This window comes from Mycobacterium sp. MMS18-G62, from assembly GCF_053877835.1.
In genome coordinates, this window is record NZ_CM132662.1 from 3,702,994 (window position 1) to 3,727,881 (window position 24,888).

The following is a 24,888-nucleotide window of genomic DNA, read 5'->3' on the forward strand; positions in this document are numbered from 1 at the left end:
AAATCGCTTCTAGGGCCGGCGCTCGTGCCCACGACAGCCGTGGGTGCGACGCCGTTCCTTCATCTCGGCTTCGAACACGTGGCGAACGCCTCGCTGCAGTTCGTCGCGTACCCGTCGTTCGTGCTCACGAAAGACTGACCAGTAGTTGTCGTCGAATTCCTCGACGATTTGAAATGTCCAACGCCCGTAAAGGACGTTGCGGCCGACGACTTCGGTCTCCAGCCGGTCGGCGACGGCGTGGTGTCCCGCGTCGCGCAGCTTGTCGCATGCCTGGCCAAGCAGGAGGTCGGCATGTCCCATCAGTTGATGAAATGAGTAGAGCTGGCCACGCCCGCGCTCGACACACTCCAACGCCTCCGAAACGGCACCGACCGCCTCGACCGTCGCGTCGTCTACCCCGTCGGGGCGTATGCGCTTTTCGGCTTCGGTCCCCGCCATGGTGGTGGCATACCCATTTCACGGCCATCTGCATCGTTTGCGCATTGATAGCTCCGGGCATCCATCTTGGCCCTATCCTGTCCAGGTTGGAGGGCCAGTGAACCAGACACGGGGACGCAAGAGCATTCGCGAAGACGACGCGCAGTCGCCGCGCTACACGGTTGGGGTGGTCGCGCAACGACTCGGCGTGCCGACCGCGACATTGCGCAGCTGGAACCAGCGCTACGGGATCGGCCCGTCTCAACACAACTCGGGGAAGCATCGGCTGTACAGCGAATCCGACATTGCGGTAGTCGAGCAGATGCACCGTCTGATCAGCGAAGGCGTCAACCCGGGTAGCGCTGCACGCGCCGCTCTCGACTCCGTCGTGCCGTCGCGGGCCGACACGGCGTCGCTGCTGACTGCGGCGTTCGACCTCGACGTGGTCGCCGCGAGTCGGCTCCTGGACCGGCATCTGCGCCACTTCGGCGTGCCGGACACATGGGACGAGCTGATCCGGCCGGCATTCGCGGCCATCGAGGCCAGGCAGGCCGAGGGCGAGGGATGCATTGACGTCGAACACGCCCTGTCGTGGACGGTGTCGCGGGCGCTGCAACGGCTGCAGATAACTTCATCAGATGGGACGGCTTCAATCATCTTGGCGTGCACCGAAGATGAAACCCACAGTCTGGCGCTCGAAGCGTTGCGGGCCGCGTTGGGCGAACGTGGACGCAGCGTCTTGATGCTGGGTGCCGACGTTCCATCGACGGCACTTGTCGACGCGATTGCGCGTCACGAAGGCAATGTGACCGTGATGCTGTGGGCCCACACTCGCGCCACCGCTGACGTTGCGACGGCGAAAGCGGCGCTGGCCGCTCACGCCGCTGTCCTCGTCGGGGGACCGGGATGGGAGTCGGTGCGTATCCCCAAGGCCGTGACCCGTGTCGAGAGCCTGCAAGACGCACTGCAGCGTCTATAGAAGCGTTCGACGCATTAATGCATCGTTTCTGCATCGATCAGGTATAAAGGAGTGGTGCCTGGATTAGCGCTCGCCACTGGTGAGGAACTGGTCGTGCTCGTCGACGACGACGGCCGGGAGATCGGATGTGCGATCAAGGCGTCGGTACACCACGCGGATACGCCGTTGCATCTCGGCTTCTCGTGCTACCTCTTCGACGTTGAGGGACGCGTACTGCTGACGCGTCGCGCGCTGACGAAGTCGACCTGGCCCGGCGTGTGGTCCAACTCCTACTGCGGCCACCCAGCGCCGGGTGAGGATCTAGTCGACGCCCTGCACCGCCGTGCGCAGCAGGAGTTGGGTGTCGCGGTGAGCTCGGTCGAGTGCGTCCTGCCGACATTCCGTTACCGGGCCGTCGCCGCCGACGGGACGGTTGAGAACGAGATCTGTCCGGTGTTTTGTGCGACCACCAGCGGAGCGGTCCGGCCTGTGCCCGACGAGGTCATGGACCACACCTGGGTCTCGTGGGAGGACTTGCGGGCGGCCGCCGAGCTGTCATGGGCGATCAGCCCGTGGGCCGCCGACCAGATCCGACTGCTCGACGCGTCTGCTTACATGGCCGGTCGATACGCCGGTACCGGCTGACTGCCCTACTTTCTTCTCAACCCATCGCTCTACTCGGCTTTGTTCAACGCGCCGGGTTTGTGAACGGCGTCATCCACGATGTCGCAGATGAAATATCCGCTCTGCGTACTCGAGGTCATCACGCCACAGCCGCGTCGCCGCCCGCCGCATAAAGGGTGCGATCAACGGTGCAGCATGCAGGGCGTGGACGAAGCGTGGCCTGTCGGAGTGGGCGACAACGGCTTCGAGCACAGCGGTACGGGGCAATCCGTCGCGGCCCGGGCCCAGGGGAGTGGCATGAGTTTCCACGACACTGCCCGACCCTTCGCCGTCGACGATGCGCATCACGATCGTGCGTGGCTCCGGACTGGTGAACTCGGCCACCACGGGGATGCCGAGCCTGCCGATCCGAAATGTGACCGCGACCAGGAATCGATCGAATTCCTCGGCGACGTCGTTGTCCACGGGCGGAGAGCTGAGCACCTCCAGACGCGTGAAGGAGTAAGGATGAAACCAGGATCCGTGCCACGGGTCCATCCGGTTGGCGATGATGTCGCGCGGCTCGCACGTCCCGACCAGCCTTGTTACGGCGTGCAATTGGGGGCCCTCGGGCCGGGTTGCCAGGACCGGTCGCTCGGACGGTGTCTCGCCACCGACCTGGTCGAGCCGTACCCACGCGAGCACGCCGTCGTCGTGGGCGGGGTATGGGCGCCAACCGAACTCATCGCCACCGCAGAGCCGCAGTCCATGCCAGGGGCATACGAGTACGCCGCCGTCGACCTTTCCGGTGGACAGATCGGCGCCCAAGTGTGGGCAGGCGGCCGGGCCGACGCGTAGTGAGCCGTCTGCGCCGCGCCAGGCGACGAGTTCCATGCCGGCGACGTCAATGCCCAGCGGCCGCTTACCGATGCTGTCGCTGGCCGCGAACGCGTACCAGTTGCCGCTCGGGCGTCGCTGCGATCGGTCCAACGCGCAGCGGATGACAGCAGGTGCCGCGTCACGATAGGTCGGTTGCTGTCCCGCCCAACGACCGCGCGGAAGTACTTGGAACGGAAATGTTTTCGACAACGACGATGGCAGGCCGGTGAACTTTTTCATCGCTGGACCTGCATTCCTCGGGCGGCGAGGCGGCGCAGGATTTTCGAGCGGCCCTGCGTAGGCACGGTGTGTAGGTCGTGACCCATCACACCGAAATGCTCGAGCAGTCTGTTCGCCGCAGCCCACCCTGTGGTCGCGGCTCGCTCCATGAGTGCGACGGGCAGGTCGATGCGGATGCCGTCGCCGGCAAGCATCAAGCGGTCGTGCGGTGTTTCCACGCGTGGCCGGTTGGCGAAATCACCGGGCGCGAAGCGTGGACAATCGTTGTGGCACAACACCTGTTCCCCCACGATGTTCGCTGTTTTTGTTTCGGGATACAGCTCGTACATGCGAGCCAGCAGCCGGTCCCGCAAATCGTCGCCGGGATCGGTCACCGCGTAGGCGTGCAGCTCGACCACGGAACCGCCGGTGCGGCGCGACCATTCGTTCGCCTGCCGTTCGTATCGTTCGAGCACGCTCACATTGTCCAACGGCGGGTGCCCGCCGACGCCCAAGAACGACGCTCGCCCGCTGTCCACCGGAAGATCCAGCCAGAGCCGGTGCACGACGAACGGCGGTGCGGTGCCCAGCGCGGCGACGCTGTTCCGCCAATGCTGGTCACCGAGACCCGGCGAGCCGTCGACGATGCGTTGCAGGCCGGCCACATCGGTGGCCAGCACGACACCGTCGGCTTCGAGATTCGGCCCGGTTTCACATCGCACTGTGAAGCGGGATCCGGCGTCCACGGCCTGAACCGAGACGCCGGTATGAAAGCGGACACCTCGGGTCTCGAGATATTCGCGCAGCGGATCCCACAGCGCTGCTTCGAAATTGGCGTTGGCCACATCAAAGACGAGGCCCTCGCTGGAACCGAGGAAGTAGATGTGGAACATCGTTGCAAGCTCAGCCGCCGAGAGGTCGGTCGACTCGGCGAAGAAGCTCCGAGAGAACACTTCGAACGCCAGATGCCTGGCGGCTTCGGGAAAGTTGATCTCACGCAGAAAAGTTTCGGCATCGAGGTGGTCGAGGCGGTGGTAGATGTCCGGAACAGACACCGCCGCCAGTGGTGCGGCCGCACGGGCGTTGAGCCTGGCGAGATCGCTTAGCCGGAATGTGGGGCTGCGCAACGCAAAAGCCAAAGCATTCATCGGTGGGGTCTGCGGTATGCCCCGGAACGTGTCGCGGCGACCCTGCGCATCGACGAGCGGGTAATCCTCGACCGGGGTGAGCATCCGAAGCAGTGGATCGATGCGGCGCAACAGGCTTCGCAGGTTGTAGTACTGACGGAAGAAGGCGTGAAAGCCGCGGTTCATCGCGACCGGTGTGCCGTCGGGCAACGACTCGGTCCAACCGCCGACGCGTCCACCCAGGTACTGCTGTCGCTCGACGACGTCGACCGTGACGCCACGTTCGGCCAGCCCGGTCGCGGCGGCAAGGCCGGCGATGCCCGCACCGACGACGACGACATGCGGCGTGCGAGGAAGTGCCGCCGCGGTGGGAATGCCCGGTGGCGCTGGATGGGTCGCTCTTTTGCGGTCGGTCATCGTGGCGCCTCACCGAGGAATGTGTGGACGATATTGCGCTGCCAGCCCGGCATGGTTTCGCTTCGTACGCCCGTGAATCCGTTGGCCCGCAGCCGTTCCTGGAAGTCCGCGGCCCCGTCGAACCGGTTCACGCTGCGCCGAAGGTATGTGTAGAGCGTCGAGTCACCGCTTCGCAGGCGGCCGCTCGGAATGATGATCGTGGCGCACACGGTGTTCCACACCGCGGTGGCGAGCCGAGAGTCGCGCACCGAGTATTCGTGTACGGCCAGGGTCGCACCCGGTCGCAACAACCTTCGGAACGCACGCAACTGTGCGTCCGGGTCAGCGAGATTGCGCACTAGATACGCGGCCAGGATGCCGTCGAAAGGTCCGCTGACTCCTGCGTCGGCGAGATCCTCGATGCGGCTGTGCACGAATCGCACCGACGGTGGCCATCGCTTGGCGGCCGCCTGGGCCAACATGCCTGCCGACGCGTCCACAGCAATGATTTCGGCTTCCGGCGCGACGGCGAGCAGCGCCGCGGTGGAAGCGCCGGTGCCGCAACCCGCGTCGAGCAACCGTAAGCCGCCGCCTTTACCGGCCAACCGCATCCGATGCGCGGAAAGCCGCAGGTGCGTGTGGTACCCGGGATTGGCGCCGACGAGTTTGTCGTATGCGGGCGCGCCGGCGTCGAATGCGTCCGGAACGTCACTGGAGGTCAGCTTCACGACGTGTTCTTTCGGCTGTTGCGCTGCCGTTGACGCTCCCACAAGAGCAGTGCAGCGGTCACCATGGCCCACCCGAATAGGAAGTCTTCGACGGGAATGTCGAATGGAAACCGCAGTCCGCTGGTGTGGCGCTCGTTGTAGATCACGATCGGCGCGCTGAGTTTGGTCAGCCAACCGTCGACTGGAATCTGGAAGGCGAGCACTATGCCCATCGAGATCCAGTAGGACGCACGCCGGAAAAGGCCGGTGCGCAGGACGCCAAACTCCAACAGGCACACCGCAATCACCGCTACTGCGGCAGGCACGGTGTAGCCGAGGCCGGTCATGTGCGGTGGGCCGTTCTGTTCTTCCGCCGCGCCCAAGCCAGGATCGTGTCGACGGCGTTGTAGGTCAACAACCCGCACAGCGGTATTACGACGAAGAACAACAGCTCTTCGATTGGCAGCGACCCCAAGAGCTCGATGCCCGTGACATACCGAGGGTTGTACGCCCAGACGTCGGCGACGATGGCTGCCACGTCCCACACCGCGAACACCACTGCCACTGGAAACAAGGCAGCGGCCGTACGCCAAACTTGCCGGTAGACACCGGATCCGAAGATCTCGAGCGGAGCGGTGACCGCCAGGCATGCGGCCAGGACGAGCACGTACTGCCAGCGGTCCACGATTATGCCGCGCCGTTTCGCAGTCGGGCACACCATGCCTTGACCAGGCCGGCGGCGGCGACTTGGGCGCGACGGCCGTTACCGACCGTGGCGCGCTGGCTGAAGATGGCGAAGTCGATGTCTTCGATGCAGTCCAGGATGCCCGAATACAAGGTCAGCGCGGTCGCGACGCACGGTCGCGACCGCGGGTGCAGCAGCTTGATGCCGTCCCGCGCATACTCGTAGACGCGTCGGGTGACGGCGTGCTGTTCGATGAGTGCATGGCGCACCCGCGCATCGGTACGTCGCCGCGAGTGGCACCACATCAGGAGATCGCGGTCGACGCGGTATGCGGCCAGTTCGTCTGCGGGCAGGTAGATTCGACCGCGTTGCAGGTCTTCATCGACATCGCGCAGAAAATTGGTCAGCTGGAACGCTTTTCCGAGGGCGGCGGCATAAGGAGCAGCTTCTTCTTGGGGGACGACGGTGCCCAGCACGGGAAGCAACTGTAATCCGATCACCTCGGCCGATCCGTGCATATAGCGGTCCAGTGCCGCCCGGTCGGGATAGTCGGTGATGGTGAGGTCCATCCGCATTGCGGCGAGAAAGTCGTCGAAGAGCTCCCACGCGATGCCGTACTTGCGGGCACAGTGCACCACTGCCGCCAAACAGGGGTCATCGTCGTGAATCTCGCCCTGTGTCAGACGAGTGAACAACTGGGTGGCGAGTTGCTGAAGACGATCTGCGCGTTCGGTTGAACTGAGGCGCGGATCGAAGTCGTCGAGGATGTCGTCGGCCCGCCGTGCGAAGCCGTAGAGGGCGTGCACCGCCGGTCGCTGATCGGGAGCGAGCAACCGGGTCGCAAGAAAAAACGTTCGCCCGTGCGCTGCGTTGATCGTGCGGCAGCGACGATACGCGTCTCGCAGTGCCGGATCGCGGACGCCAGCAGCGTCAAGTTCAGAACTGATCATGCCTTCACCACCCGTGATTTACTGCAGCGCACCGAAGTTCCGGTAATCCGGTCGGCAGCCAGACGCCCGGACAGCAGCGCGGTAGGCACACCGACGCCTGGAACCGTCGAGGATCCCGCCAACACCACATTGTCGATACCGCGGACGATGTTGGACGGCCGGAACGGCCCGGTCTGACCGAACGTGTGCGCCAATGCGAACGGGGTACCGGCGGCCATTCCCTGACGCGCCCAGCCGGCGGGGTCGACGACATGAAGTACTTCGGCATCCACACCCAGCTGGGGGAGTCGGCGGGAGACGGTATCGATGATTTGGTCGGTGTAGCCGGCCCCATTCACGGCCCAATCAACCTTGCCGACAGCGGTATTCGGCGCCGGAGCCAGGACGTAGAGGAGGTCGCGCCCGGCTGGCGCCAGCGAAGGGTCGCCCGCGGTCGGGCGGGTGACCAACAACGAGGGGTCGCTCATCAGCTGACCGTCGTCGATGATGTCGCGGAACGTCTGTTGCCACGCATGGCCGAAAAGAATTGTGTGGTGGCCAATGTCATTGTCAACGGAGCGGTCAACGGCGCGACAGCCGAGATGCGCTACCACCGCCGATGGCGCCGGTCGCAGCCGGACGAGTCGGTGCGGCGTGCGGCCAAGCAGCCGGTAGGTGTCGGGCAATTCGGTGGTCAGGACCACTGCATCGGCAGGAAACCGCTCGCCGGTGTCGGTGTGCACCGCAGTGACCCGTTCACTGTCGCGCTCGAGCGCAGAAACCGTTGATTCGTAACGAAATTCGACGCCAGCGTCGGCTGCTGCCGCAGCAAGCGCATCCGGCAGTGACCGCATCCCGCCGCGCGGGAAGTACACGCCGGCGACCGTGTCCATGTACGCGATCACGGCGTACACCGCCAACGCCCGTTGCGGCGGGACGCCGGCGTACAGGGCTTGAAAAGTGAACACCCGAAGTAAGCGCTCATCGGTGATGAACCTGCGCACCATCCGGTCCCAGCGGCGGAAGCCGCCGATTGCTGCAAGCCTGGCCAGCTGCGGCGTCAGCAGCGACAGCGGCGAGTCGAAGTTCGCCGCGATGAAACCGTCGAACTCGATCTGATACAGCCGCGTCAGCCAGTTCCGCAGCTCGAGGTAGCGGTCTGCTTCTCGCGTGCCGGCGAAGCGCGCGACTTCGGCGGCCATGGCATCGCGGTCACTGTGCACGTTCAGCCCGGTGCCATCGGCGAAGGACGCATAGTACGCGGGGTCGACGGCGGTCAATTCCATTCGGTCGGAAATGGTTTCGCCCACGGCGGCGAACGCGTCGTCGATGATGTCTGGCATCGTCAACACGGTTGGGCCGGTGTCGAGGCGATATCCGTCGATGTCCATTCGGCCGACCCGACCGCCGGGGTGTCGGCCCCGTTCCACCACGGTGACCGCACGCCCGCGGCCGCACAGCTGCAGCGCCGCGGAGAGCCCGGCAAGTCCGGCGCCGACCACCACCACACGTTCGGCATTGCCCCCGACGGTGCGCATCAGTGATTCGCCCCCGTCATCATGCGGCCCGCTCCGTGCACGCCGCGGCCATATCGGTCAGTGCTTTCCGTACGACGGCGTCCAAGTGGCCGCTGTCGATCCACGTCAACGCCCGCACCATCCGCGACTCGATGAGCTCTTCGATCCAGTCCACCGCGCCGGTTGCGGCGATCAGCGCGCGCCAGCGACGGACATCGCCCTCGTCGAGATCCCGTGAGGCCATGAGTTCGGAAAGCTCACGGCGCAGCGCAGGGTCGGCGAGGTGGTGAGCGGCGACCACGACGCTGGTCGCCTTGTGCTCGGAAAGATCGCTGCCAACGGGTTTACCGGTGACCGACGGCGACCCGAAGATGCCGAGCAGGTCGTCCCGTAGCTGGAATGCCTCACCGAGCGCCTCGCCGTACCCCCCGAGCATCGTGAGCAGACGAGGGCTGCATCCCGCCAGGGACGCACCGATCTCCAGCGGGCGGAGCACGGTGTAATTGCCGGACTTGCGCCGCGACACGTCCAGCACCCGCTCAAGACTGGGAAACGCGCTCGCATCGTTGACCAGGTCCGCGAACTGACCGACCGCCAGCTCGGTGCGCATCGCGTCGTAGGAAGGCCACGTCCGCGACAGGGCGGCGGAATCGAGTCCGCTTTCCCGCATCATTTGTTCCGCCCACACCAGGCATAGGTCGGCGAGCAGGACGGCCGCCGATTCACCGAACCGTTCGGCCGACCCCGACAGCGAATGTTCTCGGTGCCATTGCGCGAAGATCACATGAGCCGAGGGCCGGCCGCGACGCATCGCCGAGCGATCCATCACGTCGTCCTGAAGCAGGGCGAATGCATGCAACAACTCGAAACTGGCGGCGGCTCGAAGCGCCGCATCGTCGTCATCGGCCCCGCACAGCCAGCCCAGGTACGCGAACGTCGAGCGCATCCGCTTGCCGCCCGCGAGGAAGGTCAGAAGCACCTCGGCGGCGATGTCGACGCCCGCCCGGCCGAGGTCCTCGGCGCATCGCGTGCTCACGAAGTCGGCAACGGCGGCGGACACGGCGTTGGAAAGGCCAGAACGCCACATGTCGAATTGGCCGTTGAGCTGGCCTTTCGGTGGAATCGAGCGTGGCGGGTGGGCCAATACGGAAACGTGCGCGCGTGTGTCGATGCCGGTCAAATCCGCGCCCCTTTCCGACGTCAAGTGCCTTGTCGCTTACCCCCGACCGGGCCGTGCCAATCGGAATTCGATGCATTCGTCCGTACTTAGTTCTACTGCATTATGCATCGATTGTGCATCGATTGGTAACGCGGTGTGCGCATGCACCATGGCGGGCTCTGCGGCCGTCAGGTGTCGAGATCGATTTACGGGGAGAGCGAGGGCAGCTTCTTGATGCCGAACTCGCGGCGCAGCACGGTGCGCGCGGCGTAGTAACCGGACATTCCGTGCACGCCGCCGCCCGGCGGAGTCGCGGATGAACACAGGTACGCCTTGGGAATCGGCGTGCTCCACGGGTTGAGCCGTGGGGTCGGCCCGGCGAGAGCGTGAAACAGCGTATTGCCGCCCACACCGATGTCACCGCCGACGATGTTGGCGTTGTGGTCGGCCAACCGCGCGGCCGGTACCGATCGGACCGCGACCACGATGTCGCGGAATCCGGGAGCGAACTGCTCGAAAATCTTCGTGACGGTTTCGGTTTGGTCGACGGGCGAACCGGACGGCACGTGCGCATACGTCCACAGCGGGCGGCGGCCGTCCGAGTCGACGCGGCTCGGGTCGGCCAGGTGGGGCAGCGCGGCCAGAATCATCGGCCACTCGGCATGCCGGCCTGCGGCGGCCTCTCGCTCGGCGTGCGCCATCTGTTCACGGGTGCCGCCCATGTGCAAGGTCGGCGCATTGGCAGGCCGCGGATCCTTCCAGGGAATCTCGCCGGACAACACGAAGTCGACTTTCGCGACGCCGGGCCCGAAGCGATAGCGCTGCAGCGCCTTTGCGTATTGCGTTGGCAGCCGGTCACCGTAGATCGACAGGAGCGCGGTGGGAGCGGTGTCGTAAAGCACCACACCCGATGGAGGCTCGGTGATCTCCTCGCCGGCCGTCACCGTGCCGCCGTGTGCCTCGAGATCCGCGATCAGGGCGTCGGGAATGGCCTGGCTGCCACCGACGGGGATCGGCCAGCCGACGGTGTGCGCCAGCGTCGCCAACATCAGCCCGGCGCCGGTGGTCACGAACGAGGGCATCTTCGAAATAGCGTGTGCCGCAACGCCAGTGAACAGTGCGCGGGCATCGGCACCGGATAGGGTGCCCCACAGAGGGGTGCCCTGCTCGAGCATCCGTTGCGCGATGCGAAGTGCCGCAATGGGATCCGTGGGAATCGACCGCTTGTCGCCCAGCAGCAGCTTGAGCACCGCGTCGTCGCGCTCGGTCAGCGGGCCAAGCAGACGCCGCCACGAGTCGCCGTCGGTGAGCTCGGCGCACGTCCGGTCCAGATCGTGGTAGCCGACCGCGGTGGCCTGGCCGGGCAGCGGGTTGGCATAGGACACCTCTGGCACCTTCAGCGTGACGCCACGCGCCGGCAGATCAAACTCGGCGAGAAACGGCGACGCCAACGCCAGCGGATGCACGGCCGAACAGATGTCGTGCGCCACGCCAGGAAATTCCGGATCGGCGAGGGTGCGTGCACCGCCGCCCAGAGTCGGCTGCGCCTCGAACACCTGCACCGAAAGACCAGCCCGTGCGCAGATGACGGCTGCCGCCAAGCCGTTGGGTCCACTACCGACGACGGTGACGTCCACTGCCCAATTAGAGCCCACTACTCTGTGTGGACGTGAGTCTTCCCGTTGTATTGATCGCCGACAAACTGGCTGAATCGACCGTCGCCGCGCTCGGTGACCAGGTAGAAGTCCGCTGGGTGGACGGCCCCGACCGCGAGAAGCTGTTGGCCGCCGTGCCCGAGGCCGACGCGCTGCTGGTGCGGTCGGCGACCACCGTCGACGCTGAGGTGCTCGCCGCAGCACCCAAGCTCAAGATTGTCGCTCGCGCCGGCGTCGGCCTGGACAACGTCGACGTCGACGCCGCCACTGCCCGCGGCGTCCTGGTCGTCAACGCCCCGACGTCGAACATCCACAGCGCCGCCGAGCACGCGCTGGCGCTGCTGCTGTCCGCCGCCCGCGAGATTCCCGCGGCCGACGCGTCGCTGCGCGAACGCACATGGAAGCGGTCGAAGTTCTCCGGGACCGAGATCTACGGCAAGACCGTCGGCGTCGTCGGCCTTGGCCGTATCGGCCAGCTGGTGGCGCAGCGACTTGCCGCATTCGGCACACACGTCGTCGCGTACGACCCCTATGTGTCGGCGGCGCGCGCCGCACAGCTCGGCATCGAGCTGCTGACTCTCGACGAGTTGCTGTCGCGTGCCGACTTCATTTCCGTGCACCTGCCGAAGACTCCGGAGACCGCGGGACTGATCGGCAAGGAGGCACTGGCCAAGACCAAGCCGGGCGTGATCATCGTGAATGCCGCCCGCGGAGGATTGGTCGACGAGGAGGCGCTGGCCGAAGCCGTCAGGTCCGGGCACGTTCGGGCGGCCGGCATCGACGTCTTCGCCAAGGAGCCGACCACCGACAGCCCGCTGTTCGACCTGCCTCAGGTCGTCGTCACACCGCACCTGGGCGCCTCTACCGGCGAGGCGCAGGACCGCGCCGGCACCGACGTCGCCGAGAGCGTGAAGCTGGCGCTGGCAGGCGAATTCGTGCCCGACGCCGTCAACGTCGGCGGTGGTGTCGTCGGTGAGGAGGTCGCGCCGTGGCTGGATCTCGTGCGCAAGCTCGGTCTTCTCATCGGCGTGCTGTCCAGCGAGCTACCGGTCTCCGTCTCCGTGCAGGTTCGCGGCGAGCTTGCTTCCGAAGACGTTGAGGTGCTTCGTCTTTCAGCGCTACGCGGGTTGTTCTCCGCGGTGATCGAGGATCCGGTCACATTCGTCAACGCGCCGGCGTTGGCCGCCGAGCGCGGGGTGCAGGCGGATATCAGCACTGCAACCGAAAGCCCCAACCACCGCAGCATGGTCGATGTCCGCGCGGTCTACGCGGACGGTTCGGTCACCAACGTCGCGGGCTCACTCACCGGTCCTGCGCTGGTCGAGAAGATCGTTCAAATCAACGGCCGCAACTTCGATCTGCGCGCCGAGGGCGTGAACCTGGTCATCAACTACATCGACCAGCCCGGCACGTTGGGCAAGATCGGCACACTGCTCGGCGCCGCCGACATCAACATCCACGCTGCGCAACTGAGCGAGGACGCCGAAGGGCCGGGCGCGACGATCCTGCTGCGCATCGACCGCGACGTTCCCGGTGACGTACGCGCCGCGATCGCCGAGGCCGTCGGCGCCAAACTGCTGGAAGTGGTGGACCTGACGTGAAATTGGCGATCATTGCCGGCGACGGCATCGGCCCCGAGGTCGTCGGGGAGGCCGTCAAAGTGCTGGACGCAGTGGTGCCCGGCGTCGAAAAAACCAGCTATGACCTGGGTGCGCGGCGCTATCACGCGACCGGCGAGGTGCTGCCCGATTCGGTGATCGATGAGCTCAAGGCGCACGACGCGATCCTGCTCGGCGCGATCGGCGATCCCTCGGTGCCCAGCGGTGTGCTGGAACGTGGTCTGCTGCTGCGCATCCGGTTCGCACTCGACCACCACGTCAACCTGCGCCCATCCCGGCTGTACCCCGGGGTCACCAGTCCTCTGGCGGGCAACCCCGACATCGACTTCGTGGTTGTCCGTGAGGGAACCGAGGGCCCGTACACGGGCACCGGCGGAGCGATCCGGGTGGGCACGCCCCACGAGATCGCCACTGAGGTCAGCGTAAACACGGCGTTCGGCGTGCAGCGCGTGGTGCACGACGCGTTTCGCCGGGCACAGCACCGCCGCAAGCATCTGACGCTGGTGCACAAGAACAACGTATTGACCTTCGCCGGCGCGCTGTGGTGGCGCGCGGTGCAGGAGATCGCCACCGAATACCCTGACGTCGAAATCGCGTACCAGCATGTGGACGCGGCGACGATTCACCTCGTCACGGATCCGGGCCGGTTCGACGTGATCGTCACCGACAACCTGTTCGGCGACATCATCACCGATCTCGCGGCGGCCGTGTGCGGTGGCATCGGCCTTGCCGCGAGCGGCAATATCGACGCGACGCGCACCAATCCGTCGATGTTCGAACCGGTACACGGCAGCGCGCCGGACATCGCGGGGCAGGGCATCGCCGATCCCACCGCGGCGATCATGTCGGTCGCGCTGCTGTTGGCCCATATCGGCGACGACGATGCCGCGGCACGCGTCGACAAGGCCGTCGAGCAACACCTGGCCACCCGTGGTGACGAAAAGATGTCCACCTCACAGGTCGGCGACCGGATCGCGGCAAGCCTGTAGGCCGCTCGGTGGCGACACTTCGTCGGCAGTGTTGGCTGTTCGCAATCGGGTCGCTGTTTTTCGCGATCGCCACCATGCCCGGGTCGTCGGCAATTGCGGGTGCCGGGCTGGCCAACCTGTTGTGTTTCATCGGATCCTGGTTCTTTACCACCGCAGGATGGATGCAATTGGCGTTGTCCGGCCCCGCGCTGCGGATCGGATGGCTCTCGGCGGCCGCACAATTCGCGGGGACGATCCTGTTCAACATCAGCACGGGCGCCGCACTGTGGGCGCATGCGGTCAAGCCGGAGCGGCGCCTGGTGTGGGCGCCGGACGCGACGGGATCCCTGGCGTTTCTTGTGAGCGGGGTCCTCGGCATCGTTGCGGTGACGGCCGCCGTCGGGATGTTCGAGCTGAAATCCCGTGACTGGCAGGCTGAGTGGATCAACCTGGTCGGTTGCGTCGCGTTCGGGGTGTCCGCACTCGGCGCGTTTGTGACGAAGACAGGCGTGACCGAGGACGCCTTGCTCGCGAATCTCGGCACATTCATCGGTGCGTTGTGCTTCATGGCGGCCGCGTTGCTGGTGCTGCCGCGACAGCCGAGTGCCTAACGGCGTTCGTGCACCGATTCCACCGTGTACAGGTGCGGATCGAAACTGACGGCTAATGCGGCGGCCTGCGCCATGTGCGGCTGTGTCACCGGGTTGGCCAGCATCGACTGGTAGTCCTCCGCGCTGTCCCACTGCGCGTAATTCACCACGCGCGTGCGATCGGTGCTGAGGTGGATGTTCGCCGACCTGAAGCCCGGCTGGTGCCGCATGACCTCGTCGGTCGCGGCATCCAGTAGCGCAGCCAACTCGGCCGCTCGGTCCGGTTCGACCGTGAAGACGTTTATCAGCGTGGCGTAGTCGGCATGCTGCTTGATAACGGTCATCTTTACCTCCTTGTCAGGTTCCTGACACCAACGATAGCATTGATGTAAGGTTCCTGTCATGGAGCGATCCGAGACCGAAGAAGCCGTGGGCTATTTGGTCAAGCGGGTGCAGCAATCTCTTCGGCGTCGATGTGACGCGGCGTTGCGCCCGACCGGCTTGTCAATGGCCCAATACGCCGTCCTTCGCGCCCTCGCTGACCATCCCGATGCCTCGGCGTCCGAATTGTCGCGGCTGTGTTTTGTCACCCGGCAATCGCTGCAGGACTTGCTGTCCGCGCTGCGGTCTGCGGGGTTCGTCAGAGACGCAAACCGGCCACCGCAGGGTCGTGCCCGTTCGCTTGAGTTGACGTCGGCAGGCAAGAAACGGCTCGCCGCGGCCCATGCGTCGGTGACAGGTGTGGAGTCGGCGATGACCGACGGACTGTCGCCCGCAGCGCGGCGTCAACTCGCCGCATCTCTGACCCGGTGCGCCGAGAACCTCGAGACCGGGCTCTAAGACTCCGTCTCGACGGGGACGACCGGCATGGCAACGAGCGGAAACAGTGCACACACCGCGAAGGCCGCGGGATAGCCGGCGATCCCGATGAATGCGCCGAACAGCGGTGCGGAGACGGCTGCGGCCAGGTGTTGGCTGGTGTTCTGCGTTCCCAGCGCGCGTCCGCTCCAGAACGGACCAGCGATCTCAGCGATCGCGGTGAACGCTAAGCCGTTGTCCGACACCGTGATCACCGATGCGATCACCATCACCGCGACGCTGATGGGGGAGCCCAACACATCGGTGAGTGCCAGCAGCCCCATCGCAACGGCGGCGGCCAGCGCGATCGACCGGATGGGTCGCAACCGCGAGCCGATGACATCGGACCAGCGCCCGGCGGCGATGCGGCCGACCGCGCCGATCACCTGGGCGATCGTGACCATCGCGCCCGCCGCCGCGGCCGACCACCCGCGGTCGATCATCAGCCATACCAACGCGAACGTCCACAACATGGCCTGCGGAACCACCAGAAGCACGGATACGGCGTGGATGCGCCACAGCAGTGCCGATCCGCGGTACGGGTTGGCCAGCTGTACCTCGGGAGCATCGGAGCGCGGCGGGCGAGGGGGGTCGAGCACACCCAGCGCGCAGATGACCGCCGATACCGCGCAGAGAACACCGGGGAACAACAGCGCCACCGCAACCCCGTGACTTTCGGCCAAGCGCGGAATAACCAAGGCGCCCAGGCCAACTCCGAGCGGCGTCGCGGTCTGACGGATACCCATCACCAGGCCACGCTGGTCGGGCGGGAACCAACCGACCACCAGCCGTCCGCTGGCCGAGTTGCTGCTTGCCGCGGCGATCCCGCCGAGCAACAGGAATGCCCCGATCGCGAACAGGGAGGTCACCGAAGCCGCTGCGAACGCCGCCGCGGCTATCAGGGCGGATCCCAGTGCCAGGACGAACCGCTCACCCACGCGGTCCACCACGTAACCCCACGCGATGAGGGCGATCACCAAACCGAAGCTCGGCATCGCTGACATCAGGCCGGCCTGGGCCAGGCCCAGCCCGCGCTGGGTGTGCAGTGTTGGAATGAGAAACGCCGCGCCATTGATGAACACGTTTGCGCATGTCGTCGTCGCGAGCGCGATCACCAACATCGACCAGCGTCGCGCGGTGCTGATCGATTCGACGGACACGCGGTCATCGTCGCACGGACGTCTCATCATGCTGAACTAGATTCTCATATCCTGAGATAGGAGCGGCTCGCGCCGCCACGGCCCCGGCCACTAGGGTGAGATCATGCGCCTTGGCCGAATCGCGAGCCCCGATGGGGTTGCCTTCGTCAGCATCGAAGGACCTTCCGATGATCCAACCGAGGCGATTGCACGGGAAATCGCCGAACATCCATTCGGCACGCCCAACTTCACGGGCAGGCAGTGGCCGCTGGCGGACGTGCGGCTGTTGGCGCCGATCTTGGCCACCAAGGTGGTCTGCATCGGCAAGAACTACGCCGCGCACGTCGAGGAGATGGGCGGCGGATCCTTTCCCGATCCGGTGATATTCATGAAACCCAACACCGCGATCATCGGGCCCAACGTGCCGATCCAGATGCCTGCCGATGCCAATCCGGTCCATTTCGAGGGCGAGCTTGCGGCCGTGATCGGCCGGCCCTGCAAGGACGTTCCAGCGAGCAGAGCGTCGGAGAACATCCTCGGCTACACGATCGGCAATGACGTCACCGCGCGCGATCAGCAGAAGAAAGACGGCCAGTGGACGCGAGCCAAGGGCTACGACACCTTCTGCCCGATCGGCCCGTGGATCGTCACCGATCTCGATCCGTCTGATCTCGACATCCGCACCGAGGTCAACGGGGAGATCAAACAGCACAGCCGGACGTCGCTGATGATTCACGACATCGGCGCAATCGTCGAGTGGATCTCGGGGGTGATGACGCTGCTGCCCGGCGATCTGATCTTGACCGGCACACCCGAGGGCGTCGGCCCCATCGAACACGGTGACACCGTGAGCATCACCGTCGAGGGAATCGGTACGTTGAGCAATCCTGTTGTCCGCAAAGGAAAGTCATGACGACCGTACGTGTCCGATTCTGTCCGTCGCCAACGGGGACACCGCATGTCGGCTTGATCCGGACCGCGTTGTTCAACTGGGCCTACGCCCGCCACACCGGCGGGACATTCGTGTTCCGCATCGAGGACACCGACTCAGCCCGCGACTCAGAGGAGAGCTACCTGGCCCTGCTCGACGCGCTGCGCTGGCTGGGGCTCGACTGGGATGAGGGCCCGGAAGTCGGTGGGCCCTACGGCCCTTACCGTCAATCGCAACGGCTCGACACCTACCGGGACGTGATCGCCCGCCTGCTCGAGAGCGGCGAGGCTTACGAATCGTTTTCCACGCCCGAGGAAGTCGAGGCCCGGCATCTGGCCGCAGGCCGAAACCCGAAGCTGGGCTACGACAATTTCGATCGGCACCTGACCGACGAGCAGCGTGCCGGGTACCGTGCCGAGGGCAGACGCGCCGTCGTGCGACTGAAAATGCCCGACGAGGACATCAGCTGGCGTGACCTGGTGCGCGGTGAAACCACCTTCCCGGCAGGGACCGTGCCGGACTTCGCCCTGACGCGCGGCAACGGAGAACCGTTGTACACCTTGGTCAATCCGGTCGACGACGCGCTGATGAAGATCACCCACGTGTTGCGGGGCGAAGACCTGCTGCCGTCGACGTCGCGCCAGATCGCGCTGTACCAAGCGCTGATCCGCCTCGGAGTGGCCGAGCGCGTACCGGAGTTCGCTCACCTGCCAAGCGTTCTCGGCGACGGCAACAAGAAACTGTCCAAACGTGACCCGCAGTCCAACCTGTTCCTGCATCGCGAGCGCGGCTTCATCCCCGAAGGCCTGCTGAACTACCTGGCGCTACTCGGCTGGGGCATCGCCGAGGATCGCGACGTGTTCAGTCTCGACGAGATGGTGGCCGCATTCGACGTTGTCGACGTCAACTCCAATCCGGCGCGCTTCGACCAGAAGAAGGCCGATGCGCTCAATGCCGAACACATCCGGCTGCTCGGCGAGGACGAATTCACCCATCGGCTGCGCGAGTATTTCGCCGCGCACGGATACGACACCGGCCTGGACTACACACAATTCGCCGAGGCGGCACGACTGGTGCAGACGCGCATCGTCGTCCTCGGCGACGCCTGGGACCTGCTGAAGTTCCTCAACGACAGCGAGTTCGTCCTCGACGAGAAGTCCGCCGCCAAGGAGCTGCGCGCTGACGCCGCCCCGGTCATCGACGCCGCACTCACCGCGCTGGAAGATGTCGGGGAGTGGACGACGACGAAGATCGAAATAGCCCTCAAGGTTGCGTTGTTGGAGAACTTGGCGCTCAAGCCGCGCAAGGCGTTCGGTCCGATCCGGGTGGCGGCCACCGGCGCGTCGATCAGCCCGCCTCTGTTCGAGTCACTGGAGCTGTTGGGCCGTGACCGCAGCATGGCGCGGCTGCGGGCCGGACGAGACTATGCGGCAGCCGCGGCGGCCGAGGCGTGAAAAGGCGCGTTTAAATATTTGGTAGTCTGCACGTCGGCCCGATACAACAGGCGGCGGAGGTATCCGACCGCTTGAGAGGGTCAGAAAAGGTCTATGACCAGCGGTTATAGGCAGCCAATGGGGTATGGTGTAATTGGCAACACAGCTGATTCTGGTTCAGCCATTCTAGGTTCGAGTCCTGGTACCCCAGCTCTTGCAGCCGATTAGGCCGGCTTTATTGCGTGCGTTATGCTGACAACTCGGTTCTGGCCCCGTCGTCTAGCGGCCTAGGACGCCGCCCTCTCACGGCGGTAGCGTGGGTTCGAATCCCATCGGGGCTACAAACGTGATGTCGCAGGACATCCGCATAGCTGTGAACCTGTTTTGGTTCACAGCTTTTTTCTTTGACGCGTGGCAGTCTCGCTGAATGGCCATACCGGTCGCGGATGCCACTCTTCTGCTAGTCGAGGACGACCGTGCCCTGAGTGCGATGCTTGCCGACCTCTTCACCGAGCAGGGCTACCGTGTCGACGCCGCGTATGACGCACAGCAAGCGTTGCATCGGGGACTCGTCGGTGCGTATGACGCTCTGATAGTGGACCGCGGCTTGCCCGTCATGGACGGCTCTGAATTGATCGCGTTGCTCCGGTCTCGTGGCGTCACCACACCGGCGCTGATCCTGACGGCGCGCGGCTCTGTCGCCGATCGTGTCGAGGGACTCGACGCCGGCGCCCAGGACTACTTGGTCAAACCGTTCGAGGTGCCCGAACTTCTCGCAAGGGTTCGGGCGCTGCTGCGACGAACGGATAGCGCCACAACAACCGTGTCCGCCGGAGGGTTGCGGCTGGACATGGTGACTCGACGAGTCACCGGCGCCACTCCGGCTGGAGAGGTGGAACTATCCGAACGTGAAGCCACGCTCCTGGCGACGCTGATGAGGGCGCCACGCAGGGTGTTCACGCGCGGACAGCTGCTCGATTCGGTATTCGACGGGGCGGAGACCCCCGGCGCGGTGGACTCCTACGTGCACTACCTGCGGCGAAAACTCGGCAAGCAGGTGGTGCGCACCGTGCATCGGACCGGCTACCGGTTCGGTCTCGAGTGAAGACCAGACGCGGCCGCGTCCACCGCCGCGAGCCATCGGCCCCGCCGAGCGACCTGACAGTGGTCAAACGGGCTGGGCGAATCGCGGCGATCCAGGCGTCACTCGCATTGGCCGCCGTACTGCTCGTGGTCGGCGCGGTGGTGTTCGCCGTCGACGTCCGCGTGCAGGATCGCCAAATCAATACCCAGCTGGAGACTGTCGCCGCGACTGCCGACGATGTCAATGATCCGCCGCCGGGTATGGAGTTGGTCCTGCGCGAGAACAACGGCACGGTATCGACGAGTGACGGGGGCCAACCGGGGGTCCCTTTGCTTTCCGGTCCAACGGGTTTCGCCGACGTCAACGCCGGTGGAGAGGAGCTGCGTGCTCTGGTGGTCGACCGTGCGGAGGGAAGGGTGGTGGCGCTGCTCGATCTTCGGCCCTACCGCGCGGGACGCAATCGGTTACTGATGGCTCTTGGATTAGCCGAACTGGCCGGTATTTTGGCTTCGATCGCCGTGGTGGTCCTCTTCACCCGGCGTTCTGTGCGACCGCTGGCTCAAGCGCTGGCACTGCAACGCCGGTTCGTCGCTGACGCGTCCCACGAACTGCGGGCGCCGCTGACAATCTTGCACACACGGGCCCAACTGCTGGCTCATCATGCAGGCCGCGGCGACACCGATGAGTTGCACCGCGACGCTGAGGCGTTGGTGGCCGACACACGGGTGCTCGGCGACATCGTCGACGATCTGCTCGCATCGGCCTCGATGACATCGAACACCGCGTCGCCAGATCGCGTCGACGTGGCATCGCTCGCCGCAACGGTGCGTGACAGCATGACGCCCTACGCCGAATCATTGGGCGTTTCAATACATTGCGAGTGCGACGAGGCTGACGGCTCAGCGTTCGAAGTCCTTGGCTCCACGGCCGCGTTGCGCCGGGCGCTGACCGCGCTTGTCGATAACGCGCTGGCGCATGAGCATCACGGCGGCACAATCACATTGCGGGTCTGCCTCGACGGCCGGACGGTGAATGTCATCGTCACTGACGACGGAACGGGCATTGATCCCGAGACGATGTCCACCCTGTTCGACCGCTTCTCGCACGGCGTCGACCACACCGGCCGGCCCGACCGCGCGCCGCACGGAATCGGGTTGGCACTCGTCCGTGAAATCGCTCACGCGCACGGTGGCGAGATCACGGTCGCGTCGGCGCTGGGTCAGGGGGCGACGTTTACCCTGGCGCTGCCCGCGGCCGGGCCCGCAGGACGTTGAAAGGGATTGTCAGAGCCTGCGCGTCAATGCATCGGCAGCCGCCAACAGATCAGCAGCCCAGCGGGCGCCTGGCCGCCGGCCCATGCGATCGATCGGTCCTGACACCGACACGGCGGCGATCACCGTCCCGCGTGCGTCGCGAACCGGCGCCGAAACGCTGGCCACTCCTGGTTCGCGCTCGGCGGCGCTTTGTGCCCATCCACGTTTACGCACCTCGGCCAGTGCGCGGTCGGTGAACTTCGCCGCAGGCAGCACCGCTTGTTGTGTCGCAGCGTCGGCGTAAGCGAGCAGCACCTTGGCGCCCGAGCCGGCCGTCATCGGCAGACGCGCGCCCACCGGCACGGTGTCGCGAAGTCCCGCAGGTGGTTCCAGCGCGGCGATGCAGATTCGCCACGTACCTTCGCGGCGGTACAGCTGCACGCTCTCGCCCGTGATCTCCCGCAGTCGCGGTAGTACAACCGCGCCGGCGGCCAGCAGCGGATCGTTGACCTGCCCGGCCAATTCGGTCAGCGCTGGGCCGAGCCGCCAGCGGCCGTCGCCGTTGCGGGTCAGCAGTCGATGGACTTCCAGGCCCGCGGCCAGCCGATGCGCGGTGGCGCGGGGCAGACCGGTGCGCTCGCAGAGTTCGGCCAGCCCGCATGGCGAGTCGGCAACCGCGTGGAGCACACCCACCGCTTTGTCGAGCACGCCTATACCGCTATCCTGTCTCACAAGGAGATACTAGCGTCCCAGATTGTGAGATAGTCAAGTATGACCACGCCACGCACCATGGCCGAGAAAGTGTGGGCCGACCACGTCGTTGTCCACGGCGGTTCCACCGAGCCCGATCTGATCTACATCGATCTGCATCTCGTGCACGAGGTCACCAGTCCGCAGGCTTTCGATGGGTTGCGTCTAGCCGGGCGCACGGTTCGGCGACCCGATCTCACGATCGCCACCGAGGATCACAACGTGCCGACGATCGACATCGACAAGCCGATCGCCGATCCGATCTCGCGCACTCAAGTCGAGACGCTTCGCCGCAACTGCGAAGAGTTCGGCATCCGGCTGCACCCGATGGGCGACGCCGAGCAGGGCATCGTGCACATCATCGGTCCGCAGCTCGGTTTGACTCAACCCGGCATGACGGTCGTGTGCGGCGACAGTCACACCTCGACGCACGGCGCGTTCGGCGCGATCGCGATGGGCATCGGTACGTCGGAAGTCGAGCACGTGCTCGCGACGCAGACGCTGCCGCTGCGCCCGTTCAAGACGATGGCGGTCAATGTCGACGGTCAGCTGCCACCGGGCGTGAGTGCGAAAGACATCATCCTCACGGTGATCGCGAAGATCGGCACCGGCGGGGGACAGGGACACGTCATCGAATACCGCGGCAGCGCCATCGAATCGCTGTCGATGGAAGGCCGGATGACGATCTGCAACATGAGCATCGAGGCCGGAGCGCGCGCCGGCATGGTGGCGCCCGACGAAACTACGTTCGAATTCCTGCGGGGTCGACCGCACGCACCGCAGGGCGCGCAATGGGACGAGGCGGTCGCGGCATGGCGCCGGCTGCGCACAGACGAAGGAGCAGAGTTCGACACCGAGGTGTACATCGACGCGTCGACGCTGAGCCCGTTCGTCACGTGGGGCACCAATCCGGGGCAAGGTGTTGCGCTGTCGGATTCGGTGCCCGACCCGGAACTGATGTTCGACGACGCCGAACGTCAGGCGGCCGAAAAAGCGTTGGCGTACATGGATCTTCGGCCAGGAACAGCGATGCGAGACATTCCCGTCGACACCGTGTTCGTCGGCTCGTGCACCAACGGCAGGATCGAGGATCTGCGGGTGGTCGCCGACGTGCTGCGCGGGCGCAAGGTTGCCGACGGTGTGCGGGTGCTGATCGTGCCCGGCTCGATGCGGGTGCGTGCACAGGCCGAATCCGAAGGCCTCGGTGAGGTCTTCGTCGCAGCGGGCGCGGAGTGGCGGCAGGCCGGCTGCTCGATGTGTCTGGGCATGAATCCCGACCAGTTGTCGCCGGGCCAACGCTGCGCGTCGACGTCCAATCGCAACTTCGAGGGCCGCCAGGGCAAGGGTGGCCGCACGCATTTGGTGTCGCCGGCGGTCGCCGCGGCCACCGCTGTGCGCGGCACGTTGTCATCTCCGGCTGACCTGACTGACTAAGAGGAGCTCGTCATGGAAGCATTTCGCACTCACACCGGCATCGGCGTGCCGCTGCGGCGGTCGAATGTCGACACCGACCAAATCATTCCTGCGGTCTACTTGAAGCGGGTCACCCGAACAGGTTTCGAGGACGGATTGTTCGCGGCGTGGCGCAATGACCCGTCATTCATTCTCAATCAGCCGCCATTCGACAAAGGTTCGGTATTGGTCGCCGGCCCCGATTTCGGCACCGGTTCATCGCGCGAGCATGCCGTGTGGGCACTGATGGACTTCGGCTTCAGGGTCGTTATCTCGTCCCGTTTCGCCGACATTTTTCGCGGCAATGCCGGCAAGGCGGGACTCTTGGCGGCCGAAGTCGCGCAAGATGATGTGGAACTGCTCTGGAAGCTCATCGAGCAGCATCCCGGCATGGAAATCACTGTGAATCTTCAAGATCGGAATATCGTCGCGGGAACGGTCATGGTGCCGTTCAACATTGACGATTACACCGCATGGCGGCTGCTCGAAGGACTCGACGATATAGGCCTTACGCTGCGAAAACTCGATGAGATCGAGTCCTATGAAGCGAGCCGGCCGGACTGGAAACCGCGCACACTGCCGGCCTGACTAAAGGTCGCGGCAAGCCGAAATTGCCGCCGTTGCACCCCGTTCTTGGCACCCCCGACTGGAGACCAAGGGGGGCAAGAAAGTTCGCTAGATTCGCACGAAATTGCGCGTGGCTCTTGGAAATCAGTGGGCAATGGGTTTACCGTGTCCTCTAGTCGGTCCAAAGAGGACCACTGGTTTCGGAGGTTTTGCATGAACAAAGCGGAGCTCATCGACGTACTCACGGAGAAATTGGGCTCGGATCGTCGGCAAGCGACTGCAGCGGTGGAGAACGTCGTCGACACCATCGTGCGTGCGGTTCACAAGGGTGACAGCGTCACCATTACAGGTTTCGGCGTTTTCGAGCAGCGCCGTCGTGCAGCCCGTGTCGCGCGTAATCCGCGCACCGGCGAGACGGTGAAAGTTAAGCCCACCTCCGTGCCGGCGTTTCGGCCCGGCGCTCAATTCAAAGCGGTTGTCTCTGGGGCACAGCGCCTCCCGGCGGAAGGACCAGCAGTGAAACGTGGCGTGACGGCGGGAACCGCCCGCAAGGCCGTGAAGCGCGCGGCTGTCAAGAAGGCCGTGAAGCGCACGGCTGCCAAGAAGGCCGTGAAGAAGGCGGCCGTCAAGAAGGCCGTGAAGAAGGCGGCCGTCAAGAAGGCTGTGAAGCGTAGTGCTGCCAAGAAGGCTGTGAAGCGCAGTGCTGCCAAGAAGGCTGTGAAGCGCACGGCTGCCAAGAAGGCCGTGAAGAAGGCGGCCGTCAAGAAGGCTGTCGCCAAGAAGACTGCTCGTAAGGCCCCGGCCCGCAAGGCTCCGGCCAAGCGCGGTCGCCGCTAATTCGGCATCGGACACGCCGTGGGTCAATGCGACCCGCGGCGTGTCTGTGCGTCGTGAGATCTTCTAGGCCGCTTCGGGCTCCACGACCGAGGCTGGGCGTTGCGTCGGAATCACCAAGCTTGGTCTCGGCGGCCATGGCGCGCCGCACGTTTCGCA

26 protein-coding genes and 2 tRNA genes are annotated in these 24,888 nt (G+C 65.3%); 15 read left to right on the top strand and 13 right to left on the bottom strand.

The window, feature by feature from the left end; genetic code table 11:
- Positions 1–9: 9 nt before the first annotated feature.
- Entirely contained in the window at positions 10–438 is a 429-nt protein-coding gene (locus ACWW36_RS18430) for a hypothetical protein (RefSeq protein ID WP_456137422.1), read from the bottom strand.
- 97 nt (positions 439–535) lie between these two features.
- On the opposite strand from ACWW36_RS18430, the gene ACWW36_RS18435 reads away from it, so the two are divergent.
- Complete coding sequence (locus ACWW36_RS18435) at positions 536–1,396, top strand: MerR family transcriptional regulator (protein ID WP_456137423.1); 861 nt, start codon at positions 536–538, stop codon at positions 1,394–1,396.
- Positions 1,397–1,450: 54 nt separating this feature from the next.
- A complete protein-coding gene (gene idi, locus ACWW36_RS18440) occupies positions 1,451–2,020 on the top strand; it encodes an isopentenyl-diphosphate Delta-isomerase (RefSeq protein WP_456137424.1) in 570 nt (189 codons plus the stop codon).
- A 69-nt stretch (positions 2,021–2,089) separates the two neighbouring features.
- Here the strand turns inward: idi and ACWW36_RS18445 are convergent, their stop codons facing one another.
- From ACWW36_RS18445 to ACWW36_RS18485, 9 genes are all read right to left on the bottom strand, one after another.
- Positions 2,090–3,097 (bottom strand): DUF5914 domain-containing protein, encoded by a 1,008-nt coding sequence (locus tag ACWW36_RS18445; protein ID WP_456137425.1) that lies wholly within the window; start codon positions 3,095–3,097, stop codon positions 2,090–2,092.
- Positions 3,094–4,620, bottom strand: coding sequence for an FAD-dependent oxidoreductase (locus ACWW36_RS18450; protein ID WP_456137426.1), 1,527 nt, complete (start codon positions 4,618–4,620; stop codon positions 3,094–3,096). Before ACWW36_RS18450 ends, ACWW36_RS18445 begins: the two co-directional genes overlap by 4 nt.
- Positions 4,617–5,321 carry a class I SAM-dependent methyltransferase gene (locus ACWW36_RS18455; RefSeq protein ID WP_456142546.1) on the bottom strand — a complete coding sequence of 235 codons (705 nt, stop codon included), beginning with the start codon at positions 5,319–5,321 and terminating at the stop codon, positions 4,617–4,619. The genes ACWW36_RS18450 and ACWW36_RS18455 overlap by 4 nt, the downstream gene beginning before the upstream one ends.
- Before the next feature lie 2 nt (positions 5,322–5,323).
- Positions 5,324–5,653: a lycopene cyclase domain-containing protein gene (locus ACWW36_RS18460; protein ID WP_456137427.1), complete on the bottom strand. Its 330-nt coding sequence runs from the start codon at positions 5,651–5,653 to the stop codon at positions 5,324–5,326.
- Positions 5,650–5,991 (bottom strand): lycopene cyclase domain-containing protein, encoded by a 342-nt coding sequence (locus ACWW36_RS18465; RefSeq protein WP_456137428.1) that lies wholly within the window; start codon positions 5,989–5,991, stop codon positions 5,650–5,652. The genes ACWW36_RS18460 and ACWW36_RS18465 overlap by 4 nt, the downstream gene beginning before the upstream one ends.
- A gap of 2 nt (positions 5,992–5,993) precedes the next feature.
- The gene (locus tag ACWW36_RS18470) at positions 5,994–6,941 is read right to left on the bottom strand and encodes a phytoene/squalene synthase family protein (protein WP_456137429.1); all 948 of its coding nucleotides are present in this window, start codon (positions 6,939–6,941) and stop codon (positions 5,994–5,996) included.
- Complete coding sequence (gene crtI, locus ACWW36_RS18475; RefSeq protein WP_456137430.1) at positions 6,938–8,458, bottom strand: phytoene desaturase family protein; 1,521 nt, start codon at positions 8,456–8,458, stop codon at positions 6,938–6,940. Before crtI ends, ACWW36_RS18470 begins: the two co-directional genes overlap by 4 nt.
- Before the next feature lie 19 nt (positions 8,459–8,477).
- Positions 8,478–9,617: a polyprenyl synthetase family protein gene (locus tag ACWW36_RS18480; protein ID WP_456137431.1), complete on the bottom strand. Its 1,140-nt coding sequence runs from the start codon at positions 9,615–9,617 to the stop codon at positions 8,478–8,480.
- 185 nt (positions 9,618–9,802) lie between these two features.
- Positions 9,803–11,233 carry a phytoene desaturase family protein gene (locus ACWW36_RS18485; RefSeq protein ID WP_456137432.1) on the bottom strand — a complete coding sequence of 477 codons (1,431 nt, stop codon included), beginning with the start codon at positions 11,231–11,233 and terminating at the stop codon, positions 9,803–9,805.
- Positions 11,234–11,265: 32 nt separating this feature from the next.
- Here ACWW36_RS18485 and serA point away from each other — a divergent pair, with 32 nt between their 5' ends.
- The 3 genes from serA to ACWW36_RS18500 all read left to right on the top strand — a co-directional run bounded on the left by serA (position 11,266) and on the right by ACWW36_RS18500 (position 14,449).
- A complete protein-coding gene (serA, locus tag ACWW36_RS18490; RefSeq protein ID WP_456137433.1) occupies positions 11,266–12,852 on the top strand; it encodes a phosphoglycerate dehydrogenase in 1,587 nt (528 codons plus the stop codon).
- Complete coding sequence (locus ACWW36_RS18495) at positions 12,849–13,859, top strand: 3-isopropylmalate dehydrogenase (RefSeq protein WP_456137434.1); 1,011 nt, start codon at positions 12,849–12,851, stop codon at positions 13,857–13,859. Before serA ends, ACWW36_RS18495 begins: the two co-directional genes overlap by 4 nt.
- Positions 13,860–13,933: 74 nt before the next feature.
- On the top strand, positions 13,934–14,449 hold the full coding sequence (locus tag ACWW36_RS18500) for a hypothetical protein (RefSeq protein WP_456142547.1): 516 nt from the start codon (positions 13,934–13,936) through the stop codon (positions 14,447–14,449).
- Here the strand turns inward: ACWW36_RS18500 and ACWW36_RS18505 are convergent.
- Positions 14,446–14,772: an antibiotic biosynthesis monooxygenase gene (locus ACWW36_RS18505; RefSeq protein ID WP_456137435.1), complete on the bottom strand. Its 327-nt coding sequence runs from the start codon at positions 14,770–14,772 to the stop codon at positions 14,446–14,448. The two genes, ACWW36_RS18500 and ACWW36_RS18505, sit on opposite strands and share 4 nt — an antisense overlap.
- A gap of 58 nt (positions 14,773–14,830) precedes the next feature.
- Here ACWW36_RS18505 and ACWW36_RS18510 point away from each other — a divergent pair, with 58 nt between their 5' ends.
- Positions 14,831–15,268 (top strand): MarR family winged helix-turn-helix transcriptional regulator, encoded by a 438-nt coding sequence (locus tag ACWW36_RS18510; protein ID WP_456137436.1) that lies wholly within the window; start codon positions 14,831–14,833, stop codon positions 15,266–15,268.
- Here the strand turns inward: ACWW36_RS18510 and ACWW36_RS18515 are convergent.
- Positions 15,265–16,446: an MFS transporter gene (locus ACWW36_RS18515; protein ID WP_456137437.1), complete on the bottom strand. Its 1,182-nt coding sequence runs from the start codon at positions 16,444–16,446 to the stop codon at positions 15,265–15,267. The genes ACWW36_RS18510 and ACWW36_RS18515 overlap by 4 nt on opposite strands.
- Positions 16,447–16,549: 103 nt before the next feature.
- Between ACWW36_RS18515 and ACWW36_RS18520 the strand changes: the two genes are divergently transcribed.
- From ACWW36_RS18520 to ACWW36_RS18545, 6 genes are all read left to right on the top strand, one after another.
- Positions 16,550–17,338 (top strand): fumarylacetoacetate hydrolase family protein, encoded by a 789-nt coding sequence (locus tag ACWW36_RS18520; RefSeq protein WP_456137438.1) that lies wholly within the window; start codon positions 16,550–16,552, stop codon positions 17,336–17,338.
- On the top strand, positions 17,335–18,810 hold the full coding sequence (gene gltX, locus ACWW36_RS18525; RefSeq protein WP_456137439.1) for a glutamate--tRNA ligase: 1,476 nt from the start codon (positions 17,335–17,337) through the stop codon (positions 18,808–18,810). Before ACWW36_RS18520 ends, gltX begins: the two co-directional genes overlap by 4 nt.
- A gap of 118 nt (positions 18,811–18,928) precedes the next feature.
- Positions 18,929–19,000 (top strand) — tRNA-Gln (locus ACWW36_RS18530).
- Positions 19,001–19,057: 57 nt separating this feature from the next.
- Positions 19,058–19,130, top strand: a tRNA-Glu gene (locus tag ACWW36_RS18535).
- A gap of 86 nt (positions 19,131–19,216) precedes the next feature.
- The gene (locus ACWW36_RS18540; RefSeq protein ID WP_456137440.1) at positions 19,217–19,894 is read left to right on the top strand and encodes a response regulator transcription factor; all 678 of its coding nucleotides are present in this window, start codon (positions 19,217–19,219) and stop codon (positions 19,892–19,894) included.
- Between the two features lie 59 nt (positions 19,895–19,953).
- The gene (locus tag ACWW36_RS18545) at positions 19,954–21,147 is read left to right on the top strand and encodes a sensor histidine kinase (protein WP_456137441.1); all 1,194 of its coding nucleotides are present in this window, start codon (positions 19,954–19,956) and stop codon (positions 21,145–21,147) included.
- 9 nt (positions 21,148–21,156) lie between these two features.
- Here the strand turns inward: ACWW36_RS18545 and ACWW36_RS18550 are convergent, their stop codons facing one another.
- The gene (locus tag ACWW36_RS18550) at positions 21,157–21,858 is read right to left on the bottom strand and encodes an IclR family transcriptional regulator (protein ID WP_456137442.1); all 702 of its coding nucleotides are present in this window, start codon (positions 21,856–21,858) and stop codon (positions 21,157–21,159) included.
- A gap of 39 nt (positions 21,859–21,897) precedes the next feature.
- Between ACWW36_RS18550 and leuC the strand changes: the two genes are divergently transcribed.
- From leuC to ACWW36_RS18565, 3 genes are all read left to right on the top strand, one after another.
- On the top strand, positions 21,898–23,310 hold the full coding sequence (gene leuC, locus ACWW36_RS18555; protein ID WP_456137443.1) for a 3-isopropylmalate dehydratase large subunit: 1,413 nt from the start codon (positions 21,898–21,900) through the stop codon (positions 23,308–23,310).
- A 12-nt stretch (positions 23,311–23,322) separates the two neighbouring features.
- Complete coding sequence (gene leuD / locus ACWW36_RS18560; RefSeq protein WP_456137444.1) at positions 23,323–23,916, top strand: 3-isopropylmalate dehydratase small subunit; 594 nt, start codon at positions 23,323–23,325, stop codon at positions 23,914–23,916.
- Positions 23,917–24,108: 192 nt separating this feature from the next.
- Positions 24,109–24,732, top strand: a complete 624-nt coding sequence (locus ACWW36_RS18565) for an HU family DNA-binding protein (RefSeq protein ID WP_456137445.1) — start codon at positions 24,109–24,111, stop codon at positions 24,730–24,732.
- Positions 24,733–24,888: the final 156 nt, after the last annotated feature.

Bases quoted from the DNA above. Each gene is read 5' to 3' on its own strand.
- ACWW36_RS18565 (WP_456137445.1), top strand. From the start codon at position 24,109: ATGAACAAAGCGGAGCTCATCGACGTACTCACGGAGAAATTGGGCTCG.
- ACWW36_RS18470 (WP_456137429.1), bottom strand. From the start codon at position 6,941: ATGATCAGTTCTGAACTTGACGCTGCTGGCGTCCGCGATCCGGCACTG.
- ACWW36_RS18460 (WP_456137427.1), bottom strand. From the start codon at position 5,653: ATGACCGGCCTCGGCTACACCGTGCCTGCCGCAGTAGCGGTGATTGCG.
- crtI (WP_456137430.1), bottom strand. From the start codon at position 8,458: ATGCGCACCGTCGGGGGCAATGCCGAACGTGTGGTGGTGGTCGGCGCC.
- ACWW36_RS18510 (WP_456137436.1), top strand. From the start codon at position 14,831: ATGGAGCGATCCGAGACCGAAGAAGCCGTGGGCTATTTGGTCAAGCGG.
- leuD (WP_456137444.1), top strand. From the start codon at position 23,323: ATGGAAGCATTTCGCACTCACACCGGCATCGGCGTGCCGCTGCGGCGG.
- leuC (WP_456137443.1), top strand. From the start codon at position 21,898: ATGACCACGCCACGCACCATGGCCGAGAAAGTGTGGGCCGACCACGTC.
- ACWW36_RS18430 (WP_456137422.1), bottom strand. From the start codon at position 438: ATGGCGGGGACCGAAGCCGAAAAGCGCATACGCCCCGACGGGGTAGAC.
- ACWW36_RS18500 (WP_456142547.1), top strand. From the start codon at position 13,934: ATGCCCGGGTCGTCGGCAATTGCGGGTGCCGGGCTGGCCAACCTGTTG.
- ACWW36_RS18505 (WP_456137435.1), bottom strand. From the start codon at position 14,772: ATGACCGTTATCAAGCAGCATGCCGACTACGCCACGCTGATAAACGTC.
- gltX (WP_456137439.1), top strand. From the start codon at position 17,335: ATGACGACCGTACGTGTCCGATTCTGTCCGTCGCCAACGGGGACACCG.
- ACWW36_RS18520 (WP_456137438.1), top strand. From the start codon at position 16,550: ATGCGCCTTGGCCGAATCGCGAGCCCCGATGGGGTTGCCTTCGTCAGC.
- ACWW36_RS18540 (WP_456137440.1), top strand. From the start codon at position 19,217: ATGGCCATACCGGTCGCGGATGCCACTCTTCTGCTAGTCGAGGACGAC.
- ACWW36_RS18445 (WP_456137425.1), bottom strand. From the start codon at position 3,097: ATGAAAAAGTTCACCGGCCTGCCATCGTCGTTGTCGAAAACATTTCCG.
- ACWW36_RS18450 (WP_456137426.1), bottom strand. From the start codon at position 4,620: ATGACCGACCGCAAAAGAGCGACCCATCCAGCGCCACCGGGCATTCCC.